Raw genomic sequence first — 16,570 nt, 5'->3', positions numbered from 1 at the left:
CGGTCTCAAGACTCTTCATCCGTCGAACTTGATCCGACTTCAGGCCGCCAAACTCACGCCGCCACCGGTAGTACGTCACCGAACTCACACCGAGCGCGCGGATTGCATCGGCCACGCTCTGGCCCTGGGAGATCAGAACGTCCGCCTGACGTAGCTTCGTGACGATCTCCTCGGGCTTCGGGTGCTTTGCCATCTCGTCCGTCCTCCAGGCTCAAAAGCCATACCAAAGGGCGGACCACTTCAATGGGGGCTGACCACGGGGACGCACGGTACAATCGGGTGATGTCGACCGTTTTTTCAATCGTCAGGTCGACTGTTTGACCATCAGACGTGCGTTCGTAGCGGTTTATCGCTCCGGCCTTTGCGCCCCGTCGGCGTGGACACCATGCGTCGCATCCTGCCGCTCCTGATCAGCCTGGCCGTGCTCCCGGCGCTTGGACGCTCTGCGGGCGATCCGAGCGGGGACGTGCTCTGGCCGGCCCTCAAGACCTGAGTGCTCGCCAAGACCATCGCCAACCGGACCTTCCCCTGCCTCGACGTGGATCTCGGCGACGCCGACCGCCCTCCGGCCCCGCCTTAGCGGGCGACTTTGTGCGGAACGTCGCGTCGGGATCATTCGTTTGGCGTGTGAGTGCGCCGCTTTGGTGCGCCCAAGACGTCTAGGAATTGTCTATGAGCATCGGTACCGTGAAGTGGTTCAACGAGACCAAGGGTTACGGCTTCATCCAGCCGGATGACGGCGGCAAGGACGTGTTCGTCCACATCTCGGCGGTCGAGCGCGCCGGCATGCGCAACCTGATCGAGGGCCAGAAGCTCTCCTACGAGGAAGAGACCGACAAGCGCAGCGGCAAGCTGTCCGCCGGCAATCTGCAGTCGGCCTGAGGCGGTGCCGTCTCCTTCGGGAGATGGTCAGATCACCTGAAAAGCCTGCTTTCGGCAGAGGAAGCGCCCCGACGGTACCGGACTTTAAGTGCGGTCGCCGGGGCGCATGAGGGTCGCCTCTTGGTTGGACACCTTCCACACCGGGAACGACCCCTCACGGACGAACATGGCGAACGCTTCGGTCGCTTCCGCGCTGCCCAGGGCACCCTCTCCATCCACGGCGCGGCCGACGACGCAGGCCCCGTCGAGGACATCCGCGCAAGGCGCACGGCTCTCGATCGCGAAGACCACCCCTGATCGATCGGGTCTCAGTTCATCCGGGAGCGCGCCGATCTTGCGCCAGAGGCAGTACCACCGCATGCACACCTCGGGGCGATCCCGATAGGTCCCGCACGCCGTGCCGGTGCTATGCCGACACAGGACGCCAGCGGGTTTAGCCAGAACCTCGATCGCAAGAACTTGGCAGCAAGCCGTGCACTGTCCGCACGATCGGCCTGGCACGAGGGCACCTGCGTTCGGCTTGGTCGGAAGGCGCTTCGGGTTCAAATCGTTCCGGGCCGCGATGCGGTGCATGAATGGTCATCGATCGGATCGAGGATCACGTCAGCCAGCTTCTAGAGCATTTTCGACCGCGGTGGATGCCGGCTGGCGTGAAGAAAATGCGACCACCCTGTAGGTTAGAGCTTCCTCCGTGATCCAGAGATCACGGAGGAAGCTCTCGCAAGCCATTCATTGCGACAGCGGTCCGACCAAAGCGACGCGGTGGACGAAGCCGACGACGGGCTCCACGGCGGCATGGGCGACAACATCCTCGTCGGCGGCCTCGGCAACAACATCCTGGTCGGCGGCGCGGGACATCGTGCTGGGCTTCAACCAGGGCGCGGGTGACCCTCTGAGCCTGGGCGGCCAGATCGATACGACGAGCACGGCGCAGAACGGGGATGCGCTTCCGACGCTTCCGGGCGGCGGCGGGTCCCGGGCTGTCGAAGTGAGCGAGCAGTGGCGGCGGCGTTTCGGCGGCTTTCCGCAGCGCGGCTCGGCTTGGTGCCGCCGCTTGCATCGTGGGGTCGCCGGCAGGCTTCGTGGTGCCGAGCGAGGTGACGCTGCGTAAAATCGGAAGGCTCCGGAGCGCGGGCGCCGGCATCGGTGCGAGAGCGCGGGCTTGAGCGGTGCTCGCCGCGCCGACGAGGACGGCGAGGATCCCGCTCGGCTCGACCCTGGCGGGGGTCTCCGACGACGATGCCGGCCACGCGCGGGATCGCCGCCCGCGGAGCCCGGCGGGCGGCCTCTGCCGTTCATCGGCGCGGGTCGGCGGGGATCGCTCATCGGCCACCCTTCATCGCCCGCCCTTCATCGGCATCAGGCTCTTGGGGTCGACCTCCGGCATCATCGGCATCTGGTCGAACGGCACGACCGCCATCACGTGGCCGTCCGGCATCCTGATCACGTTGAACGACTTGCCGGTGGCCTTGTCGGTCGCCATCGCGACCATGAGCTGCATCGGCTCGAACGGCGTCACAGCGAAGTCGTGGCCCCAGGCGCCGACGAGACTCGACAGCGACGCCGTGGCCACCCCCGTGCCGGCGAGGAGGGCGACGGCTGGTAGAATCGCGCGCATCATGATGGATCACTCCCGGTTCGATCGACGCGCTTTCGCGGGCCCGGGCCGTGCGGTTACCGAAACCGGATCGTGCCGCGCCGGCACCGTAACCGAGGGTGGACGGCGACCGAAAGATCGGCATGGGGATCAGGGGTTTCGAAGTGGGTTTTCGATGACATCGTCTCCGATGCGGCGCCCCTCGGAGGCGTATCCGGCCGGAACCCCGGCGCGATGAGCGCGCGGCGGGCTGCGTCCTCGCACGTCGCCGCAGGCGTCGTCGTCCGGCTCGGGCGCTGGGCCGTCGGCGCGTTGCGCACGGCGTCCCGCGTCGCCGCCGCGTCGGCGCTCGCCGCCCTCGGCATCCTGTTCCTGAACTACGTCGTGCTCTCCACGGACAAGGCGCGCGCCTATCGCGACCTCGACCCGAACGTCGCCGAATGCCGCGACGGTCTCGCCCGGGGCTGGACGATCCTGGCCGACACCGGGCGCGAGACCCTGCAGACGGCGATTCCGTCCGACGGCGACGGCTGGGTCGACGCCAGCAACGACGAGGGCGCCGTCGTCGCGGCGGATGCGCGATGGGGGACGCGCCTGCGCTGCGCGCTGCAGCGCCACGTCGTCCCCGCCCGCGCGCCGGGCGGACGCGACCTCGCCTACCATCTCGGCTTCATCGAGTTCCAGGAGGACGGCGAGCCCTACGCGCTGGTCTCCCGAGAAGGGGCCGGCGACGCGGCCGTCGACAGCGCGATGCTCCGCCACGCCATGGACGACGAGATGCGGGCCAAGGGCATGCCGGCCACCATGGTCAAGCCGGTGATCACCCAGCTCGACGCCCTGAAGAAGCACCTCGCGCACGGCTCGCACTACGTGATCGCCTTCGTCCACGGCTGGCGCCACGACGCGCGGATCGGCGACGGCAACGTCGCGGACCTGCGCCTCTACGCGGCCCACGCCGCGCGCTTCCTGGCGCAGCGCTGCCCGGACGACCCGAGCGTCTGCGACATGGACGTGACGGCGATCTACGTCGGCTGGCGCGGCGCCCGCGTGGACGAGCGCGGCCTGCGGACCTGGTTCGGCGACGCGGTCGGCGGCTTCTTCGGCGGCCTGTCGGCCGGGGCCACCCTGTTCGACCGCAAGCCCGTGAGCGAGGCGATCGCCCCCGGGGCGATCTCGGCGCTGCGCACGATCGAGACGACGCTCAGCTCGCCGGGCGCGCACAACAAGCTGATCGTGGCCGGGCACAGCCTCGGCGGCAACATGCTCGCCACCGGGCTGCAGGACGACGTCGTCAAGGCGGTGCGCCGCCACCGCTTCGGCGAGGCGCTGCCGCCGGTGCTCGGCAACCTCGTGGTCCTGATCAACCCGGCCTCCGAGGCGAGCAAGTGGACCGCGATCCAGCGCGAGGTCTGGTCCCACCTCGCCGACCACGCCGACGCGCACACGCCGGCCTCCGAGGTCGTGCGCGACGACGGCTACTTCCCCGCCGACCAGCGGCCCGTGCTGATGTCGGTCACCGCGGCGCTGGCCTTCCCGGCGGGCGGGCTACGGCCCGGCGACTGCGCCTGGATCGGCCTCGACGTCGCGGACGGCTTTGCCGCCGCCCGCAAGCGCATCCGGAGCCGGCTCGCCGCCACCGACCGCATGTTCGATGCCGGCGTCGACTACGATTGGGCGACGCACAACCTGTTCCCGACCTTCAAGTTCGACTTCCGCCCGGCCGCCGGCTTCCTCGACCGGGTGGCGGCGCGGTTCGAGGGCCGCCCGCCCCGCGGCGAGACCTGCACGCCGGCCGCCCCCGTCGGCCTCGGCGCGGGGCTGGCGACGCTGCCGGTGCGGACCCTGTCGCTGCTCGCCGCAACCTTCCCGTTCCAGAACACCGCGCGGGAGGATTCGCACACCATCGGCAACCTGGACCCGCCGCGCCCGGCGGCCGGGGTGCTCGCCGACGCCCAGCCTTCGGCGGCCCCCTTCGGCACCACCCACGAGCTGATGGGCCTCGACGCGCCCGGGCTCGAGCGGCACCACCCCTACGCGACGCTCGCCGACGCGGCGATCGACTGCCCGCGCTCGGACCGTTGGCTGACCCGCGCGCGGCTGGCGCGCGCCGACCGGCGCGGCAACTTCTGGGACAGCGCCGACCTCGCGCCCGGTGGTCCGAACGAGAGCTTGCCGCACGAGAACGGGCCGGCCGCGCGCTTCCTGCACGGCCTCCAGCTGACCGGCATCGCGCCGATCACCCGGCCCAACGACCCGTTCTGGAACGTCCGCGCCTTCGACAACGCGCTGTCGCGCCACGACGGCTATCGCCTGTCGTCGTTCATCTGCGCCCTGAACCAGCTCGTGATGGACGACATCACCGACGCGCCCGCCGCGATGAGCGACCACCAGGACGTGCCGGGGCGCTAGACGCTCGCCCGGCTATCGTGCGGGTGGCGCTACCGGCTCGACGCCCCCCTGCGCCGGCCCGCCTTGTGCGTCAGCCCGCTTTGCTCGCCGTCCAGCGGCCCGAGCAGGCGATCGGGCCGGCGAGCGTCCAGCGCCCCGAACCGGCCGACGCCCGGAGCTGCCCCTCGACGGCGATGCTGGCGAGCCCGCTCTTGATCGAACCGACGATGCGCCCGTCCTCTCCGACGCGGCCCGAGGCGTCGGCCCCGCTGCCGCCGTCGTCGTCGACGACGCCGGCGCGGATGACGATGGGATAGCGGTAGGGGCCGGTGCAGCCGCCATCCTCGACGGTGGCGGAGACGGACCAGCGCCCGTCGAAGCCGGGCTCGGCGGCGGCGGCCGGAGCGATTGCGGCACAGGCCACGGTCAGGGCCAGCGCGGCGAGGTTCGCGGTGAACACGGGGGAGATGGACGACAAGGACGTCGAAAACGGTGACATGGGCTCCTCTTCAAGGCCGGCCCGTCAAGCGGGCGGCTCGGTGTCGTCCGCATCTTGAGCCAGATAGCGGACCATGAGTTCGCCCGTGGCGCGGGCGGCGTAGTCCGCGATCGGCTCGCCGGCACGGGGCGGGATGAAGGTCGTCAGGCGCAGGCCGCCGAGGGTCGCCATGAGTCCGCCGCGGGCCATGCCCGATTCGACGGCCTCCGCGTTGGCCTGCGCCTCGTAGGCCTGCAGGCCCGCGCTCAGGCGCGGATTCCCGGAACCGCCGGCTCGCCGGGCAGAGGCTCGGGATCGATGACGGGTCCGAGCGGGACGTCGGAGGCGGGCTCCTCGAAGGGCGCGGACGGCTCGTCCGGCCCGAGCGGACGCTCGCCGGGGAACGGACGCGGCGGCGGCTCGGACGGCGCGTCGCCGCCGGGGCTCGGATCGGGCATGCCGGGGTTGGCCACTCTTGGGATCCTTCCTGCGAGCTGGTCGGGACGGCCTACGGGCCGAGCGTGCACCGAAGGCGGCACGCCCGGCCCTGCGGCCATGCCGGACCCGAGCGGGGGTCTCATCGGGTCCGACATAACTTGGAAAGTCTTCCGCCATGACCTTGGAGGGATGACCTTCAAGGGTCTGGCGATGACCGAGAGATATGTACGCGCCAGGTCCACTCAATGATGCAGACGTATCATTTTGATGAAACTTTATTTGGTAAAGCGCGGCGAAGCATGCGTCGTCCTCGCGTGATCGCGTGGGCTACAAACGGCGAACATCCGTCACGACAGTCCCTCGGCCGCCATCGTATCCACGCAGCCGGCCACGGCCTCGGACGACCCGCGGGTTCCCCCTCTCCCCCCGGGCGGGGAGAGGCCCGGCTGCACCCCGTCGTGCAGCCGGGAAGCGGAGGCGAAACCGAAGCGGCGGTGAGGGGGGGCCGACGGATGAGGCTCCTCCGTTCGCGCCCCCTCACCGTCGGCTGCCGCCTCGCTTTGCCGACGACGAGGTCGGCAAAGCCCTCTCCCCGCACGCGGGGCGAGGGGATGCACGGGCAGCCGTCCTGCTTTCGCTGGAACCGTCTTCGGGCGGTGCTTGTTTCGGGCCGGCGTGATCCACGCGGCAGGGAGGGCGGTCGAAGGTGCTGGTCGTCCGCCCGAGTTCTCGGCAAGCTTGCCGCCCAAGTCGCCTCCGATGAGCGTCGCCGCCTTGGCGCTGCGCCGCGAATTCGCGTTCCTCGCCCTCGCGGTGGTGCTCGGGCTCGGGGCGGCGGCGGCCTACTGGGTGTCGCGCGCCACGGTGCTGACCATCGCCGTGGCGCCCAGCGACGGCACGGAGCCGGCCGTGATCCGGGCCTACGCCGACGCGCTCGCCCGGCGGCACAAGGAGATCCGCCTCAAGATCCTGGCCTTCGATGACGTGCGCGACAGCGCGGCGGCGCTCCAGGACGGCCGGGCCGACCTCGCGGTGGTGCGCCCCGACGTCGACCTCCCCGACAACGGCCTGACGCTGGCGATCCTGCGCGACCAGGCGATGATCATCGCCTCGCCCGAGGCGTCGGGCTTGAAGAGTTTCCCGGATCTCGACCGCAAGCGCCTCGCCATCCTCGCCCACCGCGACGCGGACCAGGACCTGATCAAGGCGATGGTCGAGCATTACGGCCTGACGCTGCTCGACCACGATCCCGAGGGGCCGGTGCCGCCGCGGCACGTCGCCCTGGTGGAGATGCCCGAGGCCGACCTGACCTCGGCCTTCGCCCGGCGACGCGTGGACGCGGTGATCTCCGTGATCTCGCCGACGGCCCCGGCGGCGCAACGCATCATCGGCATCGTGCAGGGCGTCAGCAAGAACCGGAAGGTCGCCTTCGTCGCGGTCGCGAACGCCGCCGCCATCGTCGCCCGCCTGCCGCGGCTCCAGGCGGTCACCATGCCCGCCGAGACCTTCGGCGGCAGCCCGCAGGTCCCCGCCGAGGACGTGGTCACCGTCGGCGCCTCCTACCGGCTGATGGCGCGGGCGAACCTGTCCCGCGCGGTGGCCGCCGACGTGACCCAGCACCTGTTCGAGCTGCGCAGCGGCATGGCGAACGTGGCCCCGGCCGCGGACTACCTGCAGGCGCCGAGCTACGACAGCACCGCGGCCGCCACCAGCGCGCGGCTCCCGATCCATCCGGGCGCGGTCGACTATTTCGAGCGCGAGCAGCAGAGCTTCATCGAGCGCTACGAGACCTGGATCTACCTCGTCGCATTCCTCGGCGGCGGCATCGGCTCGGCGGTGGCGTGGGTCGGGCAGCGCCTGTCGCGCATCCGGCGCGAGCGCGTCGAGGAGGCCACCGACCGGCTGCTGGAGATCCGCCGCGAGGCCCAGGACGGCGCGCCCGCGCGACGCCTGGAAATCCTCGCCCGCGAGATCGACGACCTGGCCGGCGACATCGCCAAGCATGCGCTCGAGCGGCCGACGGAAGCCAGGACCATGTCGGCGGCGGCCATCGCCATCGACGCGGCCCGCTCGACGGTCAAGCGGACCATCGCCGCCGGGGAGCCGCCGGGCGAGGAGCCGGACCTCGCCGGGCGCATGACCTCCACCAGCGCATGACCTCGATGGGCGCCGCATCCGACGCGGCGGGCTGATTGCGGAACCTCGGACGCCCGCGTCCGGCCTCGAACCGGGAAACAGGATGCCCGACGAGCCAAGCTGATCCCTCGACGCAGCCGAACGCCAGGCCGGCCTGACGCCGGACCGAGCCACGACCGGCGCGCCGACGCGCCGGACTCCGCTTTTCCTTCGCCCCTTCTCTTCGTCTTCCCTTCGCAACCCCTCCTTCGACATCGCGAGACGCCCATGGCCATCGACTATCGCTCGGAACTGCGCCGTCCCCTCCCGTTCAGCCTCGCGGTCGTCGCCGCGGTGCTGCTGGTCTGGCTCGTCGTCGCCTCCATCGCCGGGGCGCGCCAGCGCGGCGCCCGCGACCACCGCATCGCGGAGCTGCAGACCCAGCAGACGGCGCTGCGCGCCGACCTCGACCGGCAGGTCTCGACGGCCGGCACCTTGAGCGCGCTTCAGGCCAAGATCGCGACCGCCCGGCAGCAGGACCAGCAGGCGACGCAGGCCGCGGAGCAGGCCAAATCGCGTGCCGAGGCGCTGGCCAAGGATCAGCAGGCCGCCGAGGCCAAGGCGTCCGAGGCGCGCAAGTCCGCCGACGCCGCGTCGCAGAAGCTCGCCGACCTGCAAGCCCAGACCGCCCAGGCCGAGGGAAAGCTGACGCCCCTGCGCGAGGCCGTCGCCGCCGCCGAGAAGGCGGCCGCCGACCGCGCCCAGGACCTCGCCGAGGTCGGGCGCCGCCTCGAGGACGCCCGGGTGCAGGAGGCCAAGCTCCGCGCCGACCTCGCGACCATGACGCAGGAGGCGACCGCCAAGACGGCCGACCTCGCCAAGGCCGAGGAGCGCCAGCAGACCGCCCGCGAGGCCGCGGCCGCGGCCCAGAAGGAGCTGGCGGAGGCGCGCGCCGCGACCGGGCAGGTGGTCGGCCAGCGCACGGGCACCGAGCAGGCGGTCGCCGACCTGACCGCCGACAAGGACCGGCTGACCGCCGAAATCGCGCAGGCCGACCGCGACGCCCAGCAGGCGCGCGAGGCCCTCACCGGCCTCCGCAAGGACCTCGCCGAGGCCCAGGCCCAGCGCGACCGCGTGGCGTCCGAGCGGGGGCAGGCCGAGCAGGCGGCGCAGAAGCTCGCCGCCGACCGCGACGCCGCGAGCGCGGCCCTCGACGCCCTGCGCAAGCGCCAGGCCGACGCGCAGGGCGAACTCGCCGCCCTCACCGAGACCCTGGCCAGCCGCAACACGGAGGCCGCGGCCCTCGACGGACGGCTGGCCACGGCCCGGCAGGACCTCGCCACCGCCCAGGCGAAGCTCGCCGAGACCCGCCAGCAACTCGCCAGCCCGCCCGCCGCAGCACCGAACAAGCCCGGGAACGCGCCGCAGCCTGCGCGTTGACGACAGCCGGCTTCCCCCAACCAACCATGAGATCGACATGAACCGACGCTTCACCACACGCGCAGGGCTCGCCCTCGCCTCCGCCCTGACCTTGCCCCTCGCTCTCCTGCAGCCGTCGGCGGCGCAGGAAGGGCCCGAGATGGAGGCCATGAAGGCGAATTGCGGTGGCGACTACCTCCGCCTCTGTGCCGGCATGAAGCCCGGAGGCCCCGAGGTGAAGGCCTGCTTCAAGCGCAACCGCCCGAACCTGTCGCCGGCCTGCTCGCAGGCCATCGCCACCTACGAGCGCTCGCGCGGCCGCTCGTCCGACGACGCGGACGAGTAACCCTGTGACGTGTTGAACCAGGGGCGCGGCCGGAACGGGGGCGAGGGCGGGGCTGTTTCAGGCCAGCTCGGCCCTTCGTATCCTCGTGCGGCCCGGCCGAGCCCCGCACTGCTTTCGGCCTACGGCCGCGATGGCGTCACGCCCCCACCGAGGGAGACGGGTGCCGACCGGGCGCTTCGCCCATCCTCTTCGGCGACTGGAAGCAACGAGCCGTGCGCAGGGAGCCATCCAAGCGCCCCACCTCGGCTATCCTTCAACATCCACCGTATATCCAGGATAAAAATTGTAAAATAGATCCTTTCACCTTGAACATGTTGACGACGACCGCGTTGACGACCGGATTGATAAAAGGATATCCATGTCTCGCTTGAAGATGCTTTGCGGCGTCGCAGCCCTGTCCACCCTCGGCTTCCTCAACACGGCCGCCTACGCCCAGGATGGCGGCCCCTGCTCGGACGACATCGCCAAGCTCAAGCGCGAGCTCGGAACGCAGGTCGGCATGGGCGCACCCGTCTCGCAGCCCGATACCGGCCAGCGCAAGGGACCGAACGAGGGAGCGGCCGACCAGACGGCGAGCACCACCGGAGCCATGGCCAAGCCGGTCGGGAACGCCGACACGGGCCGCGCCCAGCAGGACGGCGCCGCCCGTGCGACCGGCGGATCGCCGGGCACGGTCGGCGGCGTCGCCGGCCCCGTCGCCGCCGCGACCGGGACCGGCCAGGCCAACTCCGTCGCCAACGGGCAGATCGCGACCTCGCCGGCCGACGTGCGGGCGCAGTCCGAGAACAAGCCGACCGCCGCCGTCGAGGCCGCGAAGGGCGGCGAGCCGTCGGCCCAGGCAAGCCTCTCGGCCGAGGACAAGGTCTCCCAGGCCAAGACGGCGCTGCAGCGCGCCACCGACCTCAACGCCAAGGGCGACCAGTCCTGCCGCGACGCGGTCCAGCAGGCCCGCTCGCTGATGCCGCAGCAGGGTCGCTGAGCCACCCCAAAAACCGTCGCAGGGCGTGTCCTCGACGCAGGACACGCCCTGCGTCTTGCCGCTCGGGCGCCCGACCGTTCGACGGCTCCGTCACGTCAGCCTGAGCGGACGCGAACGCCGCGGCGCTAAAACATCGCCGGTCAGGCCTCGACCTCCGCCTTCGGAAAGCCGAGGCCGCGGACGAAGCCGTTCCAGTCGGCGTTCCGCAACGCGCCGCCGGTCGCCTGGGCGTGACCGTTGCCGTAGCGTCCGTCGGCGTTGGCCGGGCGGTGCTCGGCCAGGAAGGCGATGAGGTCGCGCCCGCTCGCCGAGCGCGCGGCGAAGTGGACCCAGCCGGGCCGATAGCCGACGTTGGCGGCGATCACGACCTTGTCCTTCAACCGGCCGCGCCATTGCTGCGCGATCAGCGGATGGATCTGGCAGGGCGAGTCCAGCACGATCAGCGCGACGTCGCCGCCGATCGCGGGCGGCACGCGCTTGGCCACCTCCATGGCGGCGCGGACCTCCGCCTTGGCCGCATGAAGAGCCGACGCGTCCGCGTCCTCGCCCTTGGTGATGCGCTTCGGGCCGTCCGATCCGAGGAGGAGCCGCAGCGCGGGGCTGGCGTCGGCGGCGGCCGTGCGGCGCGGGGCGTTGACGAGCGCCGTGGCGTCGCGAAGGGCGGTCTTGCCCCAGCGCGCCTGGGCCTCCGCCATCTCCGGAAAATCCAGCCCTTCGGCCATGTCGCCGATCAGGCCGACCGCGGCCAGCCACAGGAGGTCGGCCTGGTCGCCCAGGGCGCCGGCGGCCCACCAGGCGAGGAGGGCGGTGGTCGGCTCCGGATCGAGGCCGTTCCCGCTGATGGTGACGGCGCCCTCCGGTTCGCCGGTCGGGACGTGGTGGTCGATCACCAGCGTCGGGCGGCCCGGCAGCACGGGATCGGGCCGGGTGCCGAGGTCGGCGACGATCAGGCCGCCGGGCGCACGGGTGGCGATGCGGGCGGCGACCTCGGGGTCCCAGGGCGACTCGGCCTTGGCGACGACGAAGGCGTCGGCCTCGCGCCCGGCCTGCCGCAGGGCCCGGATCAGGATGGCGGCCGCGCTCAGGCCGTCGGCGTCGAAGTGGCTGACCACCAGCACCGGCGCGTCCGGCTCGAACGCGGCGAGGGCGCCCGCCATGGCGTCGCGTGCCGCCGCGCGGACGTCGTCGCGTCCCGACAGGCGTCCGAGGCCGGCCGTGCCCACCGTGTTCGTCATCAATCGCTCGACTCCGCTCGCGCACCCGGCCTGCCCGCGCGCGAAGCGAGCGAGGCTTCCCCCGATCCTGCCAACGTCCGAGCCCACGATCCGACGACGGCGCGGCGCGGAAAAACCCATCCGCGGGCGGCAGCGAGGCGCGGATCGAACCCGGCTTGGCGGGGCGCTTCCGCCGCAGGATGCGCCCGGAACGCCGGAATTCGCGTCACGTTGGCCAGCGATGTCCGGAGCGACGGCGGCATGACGGCACCCTGGGTGGTCCGATCCGTGCCCGCCGGCCCTCGCCTCGGAGCAAGCGCTGCGACGACCTGTGGCGTCGAACCGACGGAGGCTGAGCCATGGACGACCCGACGCCCGTCGCCGTCGAGGCGCGCGACGACGCCCACGGGCGCTACCGCTGGCACCTGACGGACGCGGGCGGCGTGTCCTTCCGGGTCTCGCCGGAGACCTACGCGACGGATGAGGACGCGATCGAGGCCGGTCAGGCGGCGCTGGATGCGTTCGGAGCCGCAGCCCGATCCTGAGGCGTCGCCGAAGGGGACGGCCCCGCGGCGTCCTCGTCGTCGGGCGTGTGGTAGGGCATCGCCTCGGTCCGGCCCCGCAACGGGGCCCGGCCGACCTCGCGCCACCGGCCGGCATCCGAGCCCGCCGCCTGCCGCGCCGCGTCCGAGACCAGGATCGACACGCCGTGCGCCTTCGTCGCCTGCTCCAGGCGGGCGGCGACGTTCACCGTGTCGCCGAGCACGGTGAATTCCAGGCGCATGTCCTCGCCGATGATGCCGCAGAACAGGTCGCCGTAGTGGATGCCGACGCCGATCCGCACCGGGGCGTGGCCGTCGTCCTTGAGGTTCCACCGGGCGATGATGGCGACGAGGTCCTTGGCGAAGGCGAGCGCCCGCGCGGCGTCGTCCGGCCGCGGCTCGGGCAGGCCGAACACGACCAGCGCCCCGTCGCCGATGAACTTGTCGACCACGCCGCCGCGAAGGCGGGCGATGCGCATCACCCGGCGCCGGAACGCGGTGAGGAAGGCCGAGAGTTCGTGCGGGTCGAGGTTCTCGGCCAGGGTGGTCGAGCCGCGCATGTCGACGAAGGCCACGGCGGCGTTCTGCCGGCGGCCGACCCGGAGGCTGTCGTCGGCGTCCGCAAGCCGCCCGGACAGTTCCTCGGGGAGGAACCGCGCCAGGCTCGCGCGGCGGCCGGCCTCCCGCAAGGCCGTGGTCGCGAGCACGGCGAGGAGCACGACGACCGCCGCGACGGCCGCCCAGACGGCGAGGGCGACGCGCGACACCGCCTCCTGCCGCGCGTCGAGCAGGGCCGCCTCGCGCGCCTCCATCTCGCGGACCAGGGTGCGGATCGCGTCCATCGTGCGCTTGCCCTGCCCCTCGGCGACGAGCCGTGCGCTTCCCGCCGCGTCGCCCGCCCGGCGCAGGGCGACGCCCTGGTCGAGCTCGCCCGCGAAACGATGCGCCAGCGCCCGCAGGCGAACGAGTTGCGCGAGCTGCTCCGGGTTGTCGGCGACGCGCTCGCGCAGGCGGTCGAGGTTGCGCTCGAAGGCCTCCCGGCTGGCGAGGAACGGCCCGAGGAACGCCTCGTCGCCGCTGATGATGAAGCCGCGCTGGCCGGTCTCGGCATCCTGCAACGCAGACAGGACCCGCGCGAGGCGGCCGTCGACCTCGACCGTATGGCGGACGGCGTCGCTCCCGTGCTGCTGGTAGACGACGCCCGCGACCGCGACGGCGATCATCACGACGAGGGCGGCAAAGCCCGCGCTCATCCAGGTGACGGTCCGCGACCGGACCAGGGTGAGGCGGAGCATCGCGCGCCCGAACCCCGGCAGGCCGCCCGGTCCCCGTTCCGCGGTCGCCATCGGCGAGACCTGCGAGGACGGGGCGTCGCGCCAGGTCCGGGCGGGTTCAGGCGCGGTCGGCCCATCGCGCGACGCCGAAGAGCCGCCCGGATCGCCGCCCGGATCGCCGTCGGCGTTCCGGGCCCTCGGGCGATCGCTCGCAAGGGCGGGCGCAAACCCGGCCCGGTCCGTCCCGCGGCGCAAGCCGCGCGACGGCGGGCGTCGGCGCAGGCGAAAGGCGGTCATGCCTCGCCGCCGGCCAGATGCAGACTCGGCTTGAACGGCGGCTTGCTGTCCGGCCCGTGCCCGGCCGCAGCCGCGTTGCGGCAATCGGCGACGGTGGCCTTGGCCGTCTCGATGGCGATGCCCACGGCGGCCATGGTCCGCATCTCCGGCGCGCGCGCCCGGGCATAGCGGACGACCTCGGTCGCGAGCCGGTCGATCTCGACGTTCAGCGCCGCGATGGCGGCCGGGTCGCGCAGGGTGCGCGCCTCGTCGATGATCGCCAGCAGGCGGTCGGTGACCTCGTCGATCCGTTCGCGGCGCAGGCCGGCCAGCCGCTGCCGCAGCCACGCCATCGCCGAGACCAGGCCGCCGGCGAGCGCCGCCAGCAGGTATAGGGTGTCGCCGTAGCGGTCGACGAAGCTGTGCTGCTCGCGCTCGTAGTAGTCGATGGCGCCGGGGTGGATCGGAATCCGCGCGCTCGTGGCCGCCACCGTCGTCTCGTAGGCCGGCGCCAGCACGTACTCGGCCGCATCGCTCGTCTTGGCCGCGGCGGTGCGCAACTCGAACAGGTTCTGGGTCACGTCGGCCGCGACCACCCGGCCGAGCGAGGCGCGGGCCATCAGCCGGTAGGAGGCGCCGACCGTCTTGACGTCGTCGTCGGGAAGCTTGGGCGCCCCGCCGAACAACCCGCCCGGGACCGTGACGGCCTGCAGGCGCGGGAAGCGCTCGATGATCGCCGCGTCGTCCGGCACGCCGACGAAGGCGACCTTGCCGCCCTTGCTGACGGCCTTGACCGCCTCGACGAGGGCCAGGGCCTTCGGTGCCGACGGGGCGATGATGCTCACGAAGGCGTCGACCGTCCGCGCCCGGATCGCCGGGCCCGCCTGCGCACCCTCGACCGGCACGAGCAGGACGGACTGCGCCGGCACCTTCGCGCCGACGGGCCCCGTCTCCAGGGTCAGGCCGTAATAGCCGAGGATGCTCTTCAGCAGCGACAGGTCGGCGTCCTTGTGCGCGGCGATGCCGAGCCGCCGGCCGCCGAGCTTGGGAAACGCGTCGATCCCGGCGGTCTCCGGCGAGACGATGATCATCGCCTGGTCGCGCAGGATCGCCAGCGTCAGGCCGTTGGTCGGCAGGTCGACGTCGGGCCGCACCACCGCGAGGTCGGCGCGCCCGTCCTGGAGCGCCGCGGCGCTCTCGCGCACGTCATCGAAGGGCAGGATCTTGAACCGGACGGCCTTGCCGCCGGCGTCGAGGGCGTCGGCGTAGGCCCTGATCAGGCCGGGCTCGGTCCCGTCGCGTGGGGCGACCGCGATGACGAGCGTCGTCGCCTGGGCCAGGTAGACGGCAACAGCTCCGGCCGCGACGAGGCCCGCGATGGCGACGGCGGCGAGTGTGCCGCGCGTGAACAGCCAGGGCGGAATCGTCGGCATCGGGGCGATGGGTCCATGAGCTGGACGACCGCGTCCGCGACCGCCTCAACACGCGGCGTGCGACATCGGCTCCGTCCAGTCGCCTGCCGACGGCACGGATCGAGAGAACGTGATGGATCTCGCGCCGATCAGCCCATCCTTGACGGCGCTGCTACCGACCAAGACACCTCGGCGCCCGAGGCGCCACAGCCGAGGACGACGGCCTTCCGGAAGGCCGCGCGCTGCTCGGGCGCCCGCATCGCAAGTTAGCCGTCGATGGCGGCGCGGACGCGGGCGGCGGCGGCCTCCGCGTCGGCCCAATCCTCGGGCGTCGCGCCGGCCGCGCCGTCGGTCACGCCACGCCCAGGATCTGGGAGAGACGTTCGCGCGCCCGGCTCACCCGGCTCTTCACCGTGCCCGGCTGGCACCCGAGGACGAGGGCCGCCTCCTCGTAAGGCAGGCCCTCGATCACCACGAGGAGCAGGGTCTCGCGCTGCTCGGCGGGAAGTGCGTCCAGCGCGACCTGCAGCTCGATCAGCCCGATCCGGTGCTCCTGCTCGGCCGGCGCGCTCAAGCCCGCGGCGAAGATGCCGTCGACGTCCGGAACCTCGCGCCGGTAGCGCTTGCCCTGGTTGATGTGCGCGTTGCGCAGGATCGTGAACAGCCAGGCGACGAGGTTGGTGCCGGCCTGGAAGCGGGACCGGTTCTCCCAGGCCTTCAATAGGGTCGCCTGCACCAGGTCGTCGGCTTCCGCCGCGCTGCGGGTGCGCATCATCGCGAAGCGGCGCAGCCGCGGCACCGCCTGGATCAGGCTGTCGCTGAAGGCCTTCGTCACCTGCCGTTCCGCCTGGGCGTCCAGCAGCGCGGCCCGCAAGCGAAGCAGGACCTGCCCGAGGCGCGTGTCGGGGTCGGCCTCGGCGACCGTCGGGAAGAGTTCATCCAGGCGCCTGCCGATCATATCGCGGACATGACGGGGCAATCCCTCGCTCGCGGAGAGTTCTTCAGGCTCTGTACTTAAGTCCATAGGGATCGTGCGTCCTGTGTTCGTAGAGGAGATGGTGTTGACCAGGCTCTCTACGGTCCGGCTCGTGTCCTCGGTTCTGGATGATCGATCACGTTCACGTCAATGGTGCGACTATACCAGTTTCCACCCAAACCCACCATGGAACCCGATCATCGCGACGTTGTTACGGGCCTTGCTCCGAGCCGC

At 72.1% G+C, this 16,570-nt stretch carries 18 protein-coding genes; 8 read left to right on the top strand and 10 right to left on the bottom strand.

Annotated features, from left to right (window positions below; translation table 11 throughout):
• A partial coding sequence (locus FV226_RS08820; RefSeq protein WP_147762613.1) for a transposase occupies positions 1–193 on the bottom strand: 193 nt, incomplete at its 3' end.
• A gap of 479 nt (positions 194–672) precedes the next feature.
• Here FV226_RS08820 and FV226_RS08810 point away from each other — a divergent pair.
• Entirely contained in the window at positions 673–882 is a 210-nt protein-coding gene (locus FV226_RS08810) for a cold-shock protein (protein WP_147753300.1), read from the top strand.
• An 84-nt stretch (positions 883–966) separates the two neighbouring features.
• Here FV226_RS08810 and FV226_RS08805 read toward each other — a convergent pair whose 3' ends face one another.
• Positions 967–1,242, bottom strand: coding sequence for a hypothetical protein (locus FV226_RS08805; protein ID WP_238272811.1), 276 nt, complete (start codon positions 1,240–1,242; stop codon positions 967–969).
• Between the two features lie 402 nt (positions 1,243–1,644).
• On the opposite strand from FV226_RS08805, the gene FV226_RS28935 reads away from it, so the two are divergent.
• Positions 1,645–1,770, top strand: coding sequence for a hypothetical protein (locus FV226_RS28935; RefSeq protein ID WP_210246504.1), 126 nt, complete (start codon positions 1,645–1,647; stop codon positions 1,768–1,770).
• A gap of 448 nt (positions 1,771–2,218) precedes the next feature.
• On the opposite strand, the gene FV226_RS08800 is transcribed toward FV226_RS28935, so the two are convergent.
• On the bottom strand, positions 2,219–2,503 hold the full coding sequence (locus FV226_RS08800; protein WP_147762612.1) for a hypothetical protein: 285 nt from the start codon (positions 2,501–2,503) through the stop codon (positions 2,219–2,221).
• A gap of 210 nt (positions 2,504–2,713) precedes the next feature.
• On the opposite strand from FV226_RS08800, the gene FV226_RS08795 reads away from it, so the two are divergent.
• Entirely contained in the window at positions 2,714–4,888 is a 2,175-nt protein-coding gene (locus FV226_RS08795) for a hypothetical protein (protein ID WP_147762611.1), read from the top strand.
• 70 nt (positions 4,889–4,958) lie between these two features.
• Here the strand turns inward: FV226_RS08795 and FV226_RS08790 are convergent, their stop codons facing one another.
• From FV226_RS08790 to FV226_RS08785, 3 genes are read right to left on the bottom strand one after another with little or no spacing between them, the layout of a single operon-like run.
• Entirely contained in the window at positions 4,959–5,345 is a 387-nt protein-coding gene (locus FV226_RS08790; protein WP_147762610.1) for a hypothetical protein, read from the bottom strand.
• Positions 5,346–5,390: 45 nt separating this feature from the next.
• On the bottom strand, positions 5,391–5,555 hold the full coding sequence (locus FV226_RS27920) for a hypothetical protein (RefSeq protein ID WP_187273766.1): 165 nt from the start codon (positions 5,553–5,555) through the stop codon (positions 5,391–5,393).
• Positions 5,556–5,611: 56 nt separating this feature from the next.
• Positions 5,612–5,818: a hypothetical protein gene (locus tag FV226_RS08785; RefSeq protein WP_147762609.1), complete on the bottom strand. Its 207-nt coding sequence runs from the start codon at positions 5,816–5,818 to the stop codon at positions 5,612–5,614.
• A gap of 724 nt (positions 5,819–6,542) precedes the next feature.
• Between FV226_RS08785 and FV226_RS08775 the strand changes: the two genes are divergently transcribed.
• The 4 genes from FV226_RS08775 to FV226_RS08760 all read left to right on the top strand — a co-directional run bounded on the left by FV226_RS08775 (position 6,543) and on the right by FV226_RS08760 (position 10,642).
• Positions 6,543–7,940, top strand: coding sequence for a TAXI family TRAP transporter solute-binding subunit (locus FV226_RS08775; RefSeq protein ID WP_147762607.1), 1,398 nt, complete (start codon positions 6,543–6,545; stop codon positions 7,938–7,940).
• Between the two features lie 246 nt (positions 7,941–8,186).
• Positions 8,187–9,338 (top strand): chromosome partitioning protein ParA, encoded by a 1,152-nt coding sequence (locus FV226_RS08770; RefSeq protein WP_147762606.1) that lies wholly within the window; start codon positions 8,187–8,189, stop codon positions 9,336–9,338.
• A 37-nt stretch (positions 9,339–9,375) separates the two neighbouring features.
• On the top strand, positions 9,376–9,663 hold the full coding sequence (locus FV226_RS08765) for a hypothetical protein (RefSeq protein WP_246688306.1): 288 nt from the start codon (positions 9,376–9,378) through the stop codon (positions 9,661–9,663).
• A 358-nt stretch (positions 9,664–10,021) separates the two neighbouring features.
• The gene (locus FV226_RS08760; RefSeq protein WP_147762605.1) at positions 10,022–10,642 is read left to right on the top strand and encodes a hypothetical protein; all 621 of its coding nucleotides are present in this window, start codon (positions 10,022–10,024) and stop codon (positions 10,640–10,642) included.
• 140 nt (positions 10,643–10,782) lie between these two features.
• On the opposite strand, the gene FV226_RS08755 is transcribed toward FV226_RS08760, so the two are convergent.
• Entirely contained in the window at positions 10,783–11,877 is a 1,095-nt protein-coding gene (locus tag FV226_RS08755; protein WP_246691536.1) for a phosphoesterase, read from the bottom strand.
• A gap of 338 nt (positions 11,878–12,215) precedes the next feature.
• Between FV226_RS08755 and FV226_RS08750 the strand changes: the two genes are divergently transcribed.
• On the top strand, positions 12,216–12,401 hold the full coding sequence (locus tag FV226_RS08750; protein ID WP_147762604.1) for a hypothetical protein: 186 nt from the start codon (positions 12,216–12,218) through the stop codon (positions 12,399–12,401).
• Here FV226_RS08750 and FV226_RS08745 read toward each other — a convergent pair.
• From FV226_RS08745 to FV226_RS08735, 3 genes are all read right to left on the bottom strand, one after another.
• Positions 12,359–13,744 carry a CHASE3 domain-containing protein gene (locus FV226_RS08745; protein WP_246691535.1) on the bottom strand — a complete coding sequence of 462 codons (1,386 nt, stop codon included), beginning with the start codon at positions 13,742–13,744 and terminating at the stop codon, positions 12,359–12,361. The genes FV226_RS08750 and FV226_RS08745 overlap by 43 nt on opposite strands.
• Before the next feature lie 221 nt (positions 13,745–13,965).
• On the bottom strand, positions 13,966–15,381 hold the full coding sequence (locus FV226_RS08740; protein WP_147762603.1) for a TAXI family TRAP transporter solute-binding subunit: 1,416 nt from the start codon (positions 15,379–15,381) through the stop codon (positions 13,966–13,968).
• A 331-nt stretch (positions 15,382–15,712) separates the two neighbouring features.
• Positions 15,713–16,318 (bottom strand): sigma-70 family RNA polymerase sigma factor, encoded by a 606-nt coding sequence (locus tag FV226_RS08735; protein WP_238272815.1) that lies wholly within the window; start codon positions 16,316–16,318, stop codon positions 15,713–15,715.
• Positions 16,319–16,570 lie beyond the last annotated feature (252 nt).

It is taken from the genome of Methylobacterium sp. WL12 (assembly GCF_008039475.1).
Classification (GTDB): Bacteria; Pseudomonadota; Alphaproteobacteria; order Rhizobiales; family Beijerinckiaceae; genus Methylobacterium; species Methylobacterium cerastii.
This window is presented reverse-complemented; position numbering and strand designations above follow the sequence as displayed.

Coding starts and splice junctions, on each gene's coding strand:
- FV226_RS08760 (WP_147762605.1), top strand. CDS start 10,022: ATGTCTCGCTTGAAGATGCTTTGCGGCGTCGCAGCCCTGTCCACCCTC.
- FV226_RS08805 (WP_238272811.1), bottom strand. CDS start 1,242: ATGCGGTGGTACTGCCTCTGGCGCAAGATCGGCGCGCTCCCGGATGAA.
- FV226_RS08745 (WP_246691535.1), bottom strand. CDS start 13,744: ATGGCGACCGCGGAACGGGGACCGGGCGGCCTGCCGGGGTTCGGGCGC.
- FV226_RS08765 (WP_246688306.1), top strand. CDS start 9,376: ATGAACCGACGCTTCACCACACGCGCAGGGCTCGCCCTCGCCTCCGCC.
- FV226_RS08800 (WP_147762612.1), bottom strand. CDS start 2,503: ATGATGCGCGCGATTCTACCAGCCGTCGCCCTCCTCGCCGGCACGGGG.
- FV226_RS08770 (WP_147762606.1), top strand. CDS start 8,187: ATGGCCATCGACTATCGCTCGGAACTGCGCCGTCCCCTCCCGTTCAGC.
- FV226_RS08750 (WP_147762604.1), top strand. CDS start 12,216: ATGGACGACCCGACGCCCGTCGCCGTCGAGGCGCGCGACGACGCCCAC.
- FV226_RS08795 (WP_147762611.1), top strand. CDS start 2,714: ATGAGCGCGCGGCGGGCTGCGTCCTCGCACGTCGCCGCAGGCGTCGTC.
- FV226_RS08740 (WP_147762603.1), bottom strand. CDS start 15,381: ATGCCGACGATTCCGCCCTGGCTGTTCACGCGCGGCACACTCGCCGCC.
- FV226_RS27920 (WP_187273766.1), bottom strand. CDS start 5,555: ATGGCCCGCGGCGGACTCATGGCGACCCTCGGCGGCCTGCGCCTGACG.
- FV226_RS08755 (WP_246691536.1), bottom strand. CDS start 11,877: ATGACGAACACGGTGGGCACGGCCGGCCTCGGACGCCTGTCGGGACGC.
- FV226_RS08775 (WP_147762607.1), top strand. CDS start 6,543: ATGAGCGTCGCCGCCTTGGCGCTGCGCCGCGAATTCGCGTTCCTCGCC.
- FV226_RS08735 (WP_238272815.1), bottom strand. CDS start 16,318: ATGATCGGCAGGCGCCTGGATGAACTCTTCCCGACGGTCGCCGAGGCC.
- FV226_RS08810 (WP_147753300.1), top strand. CDS start 673: ATGAGCATCGGTACCGTGAAGTGGTTCAACGAGACCAAGGGTTACGGC.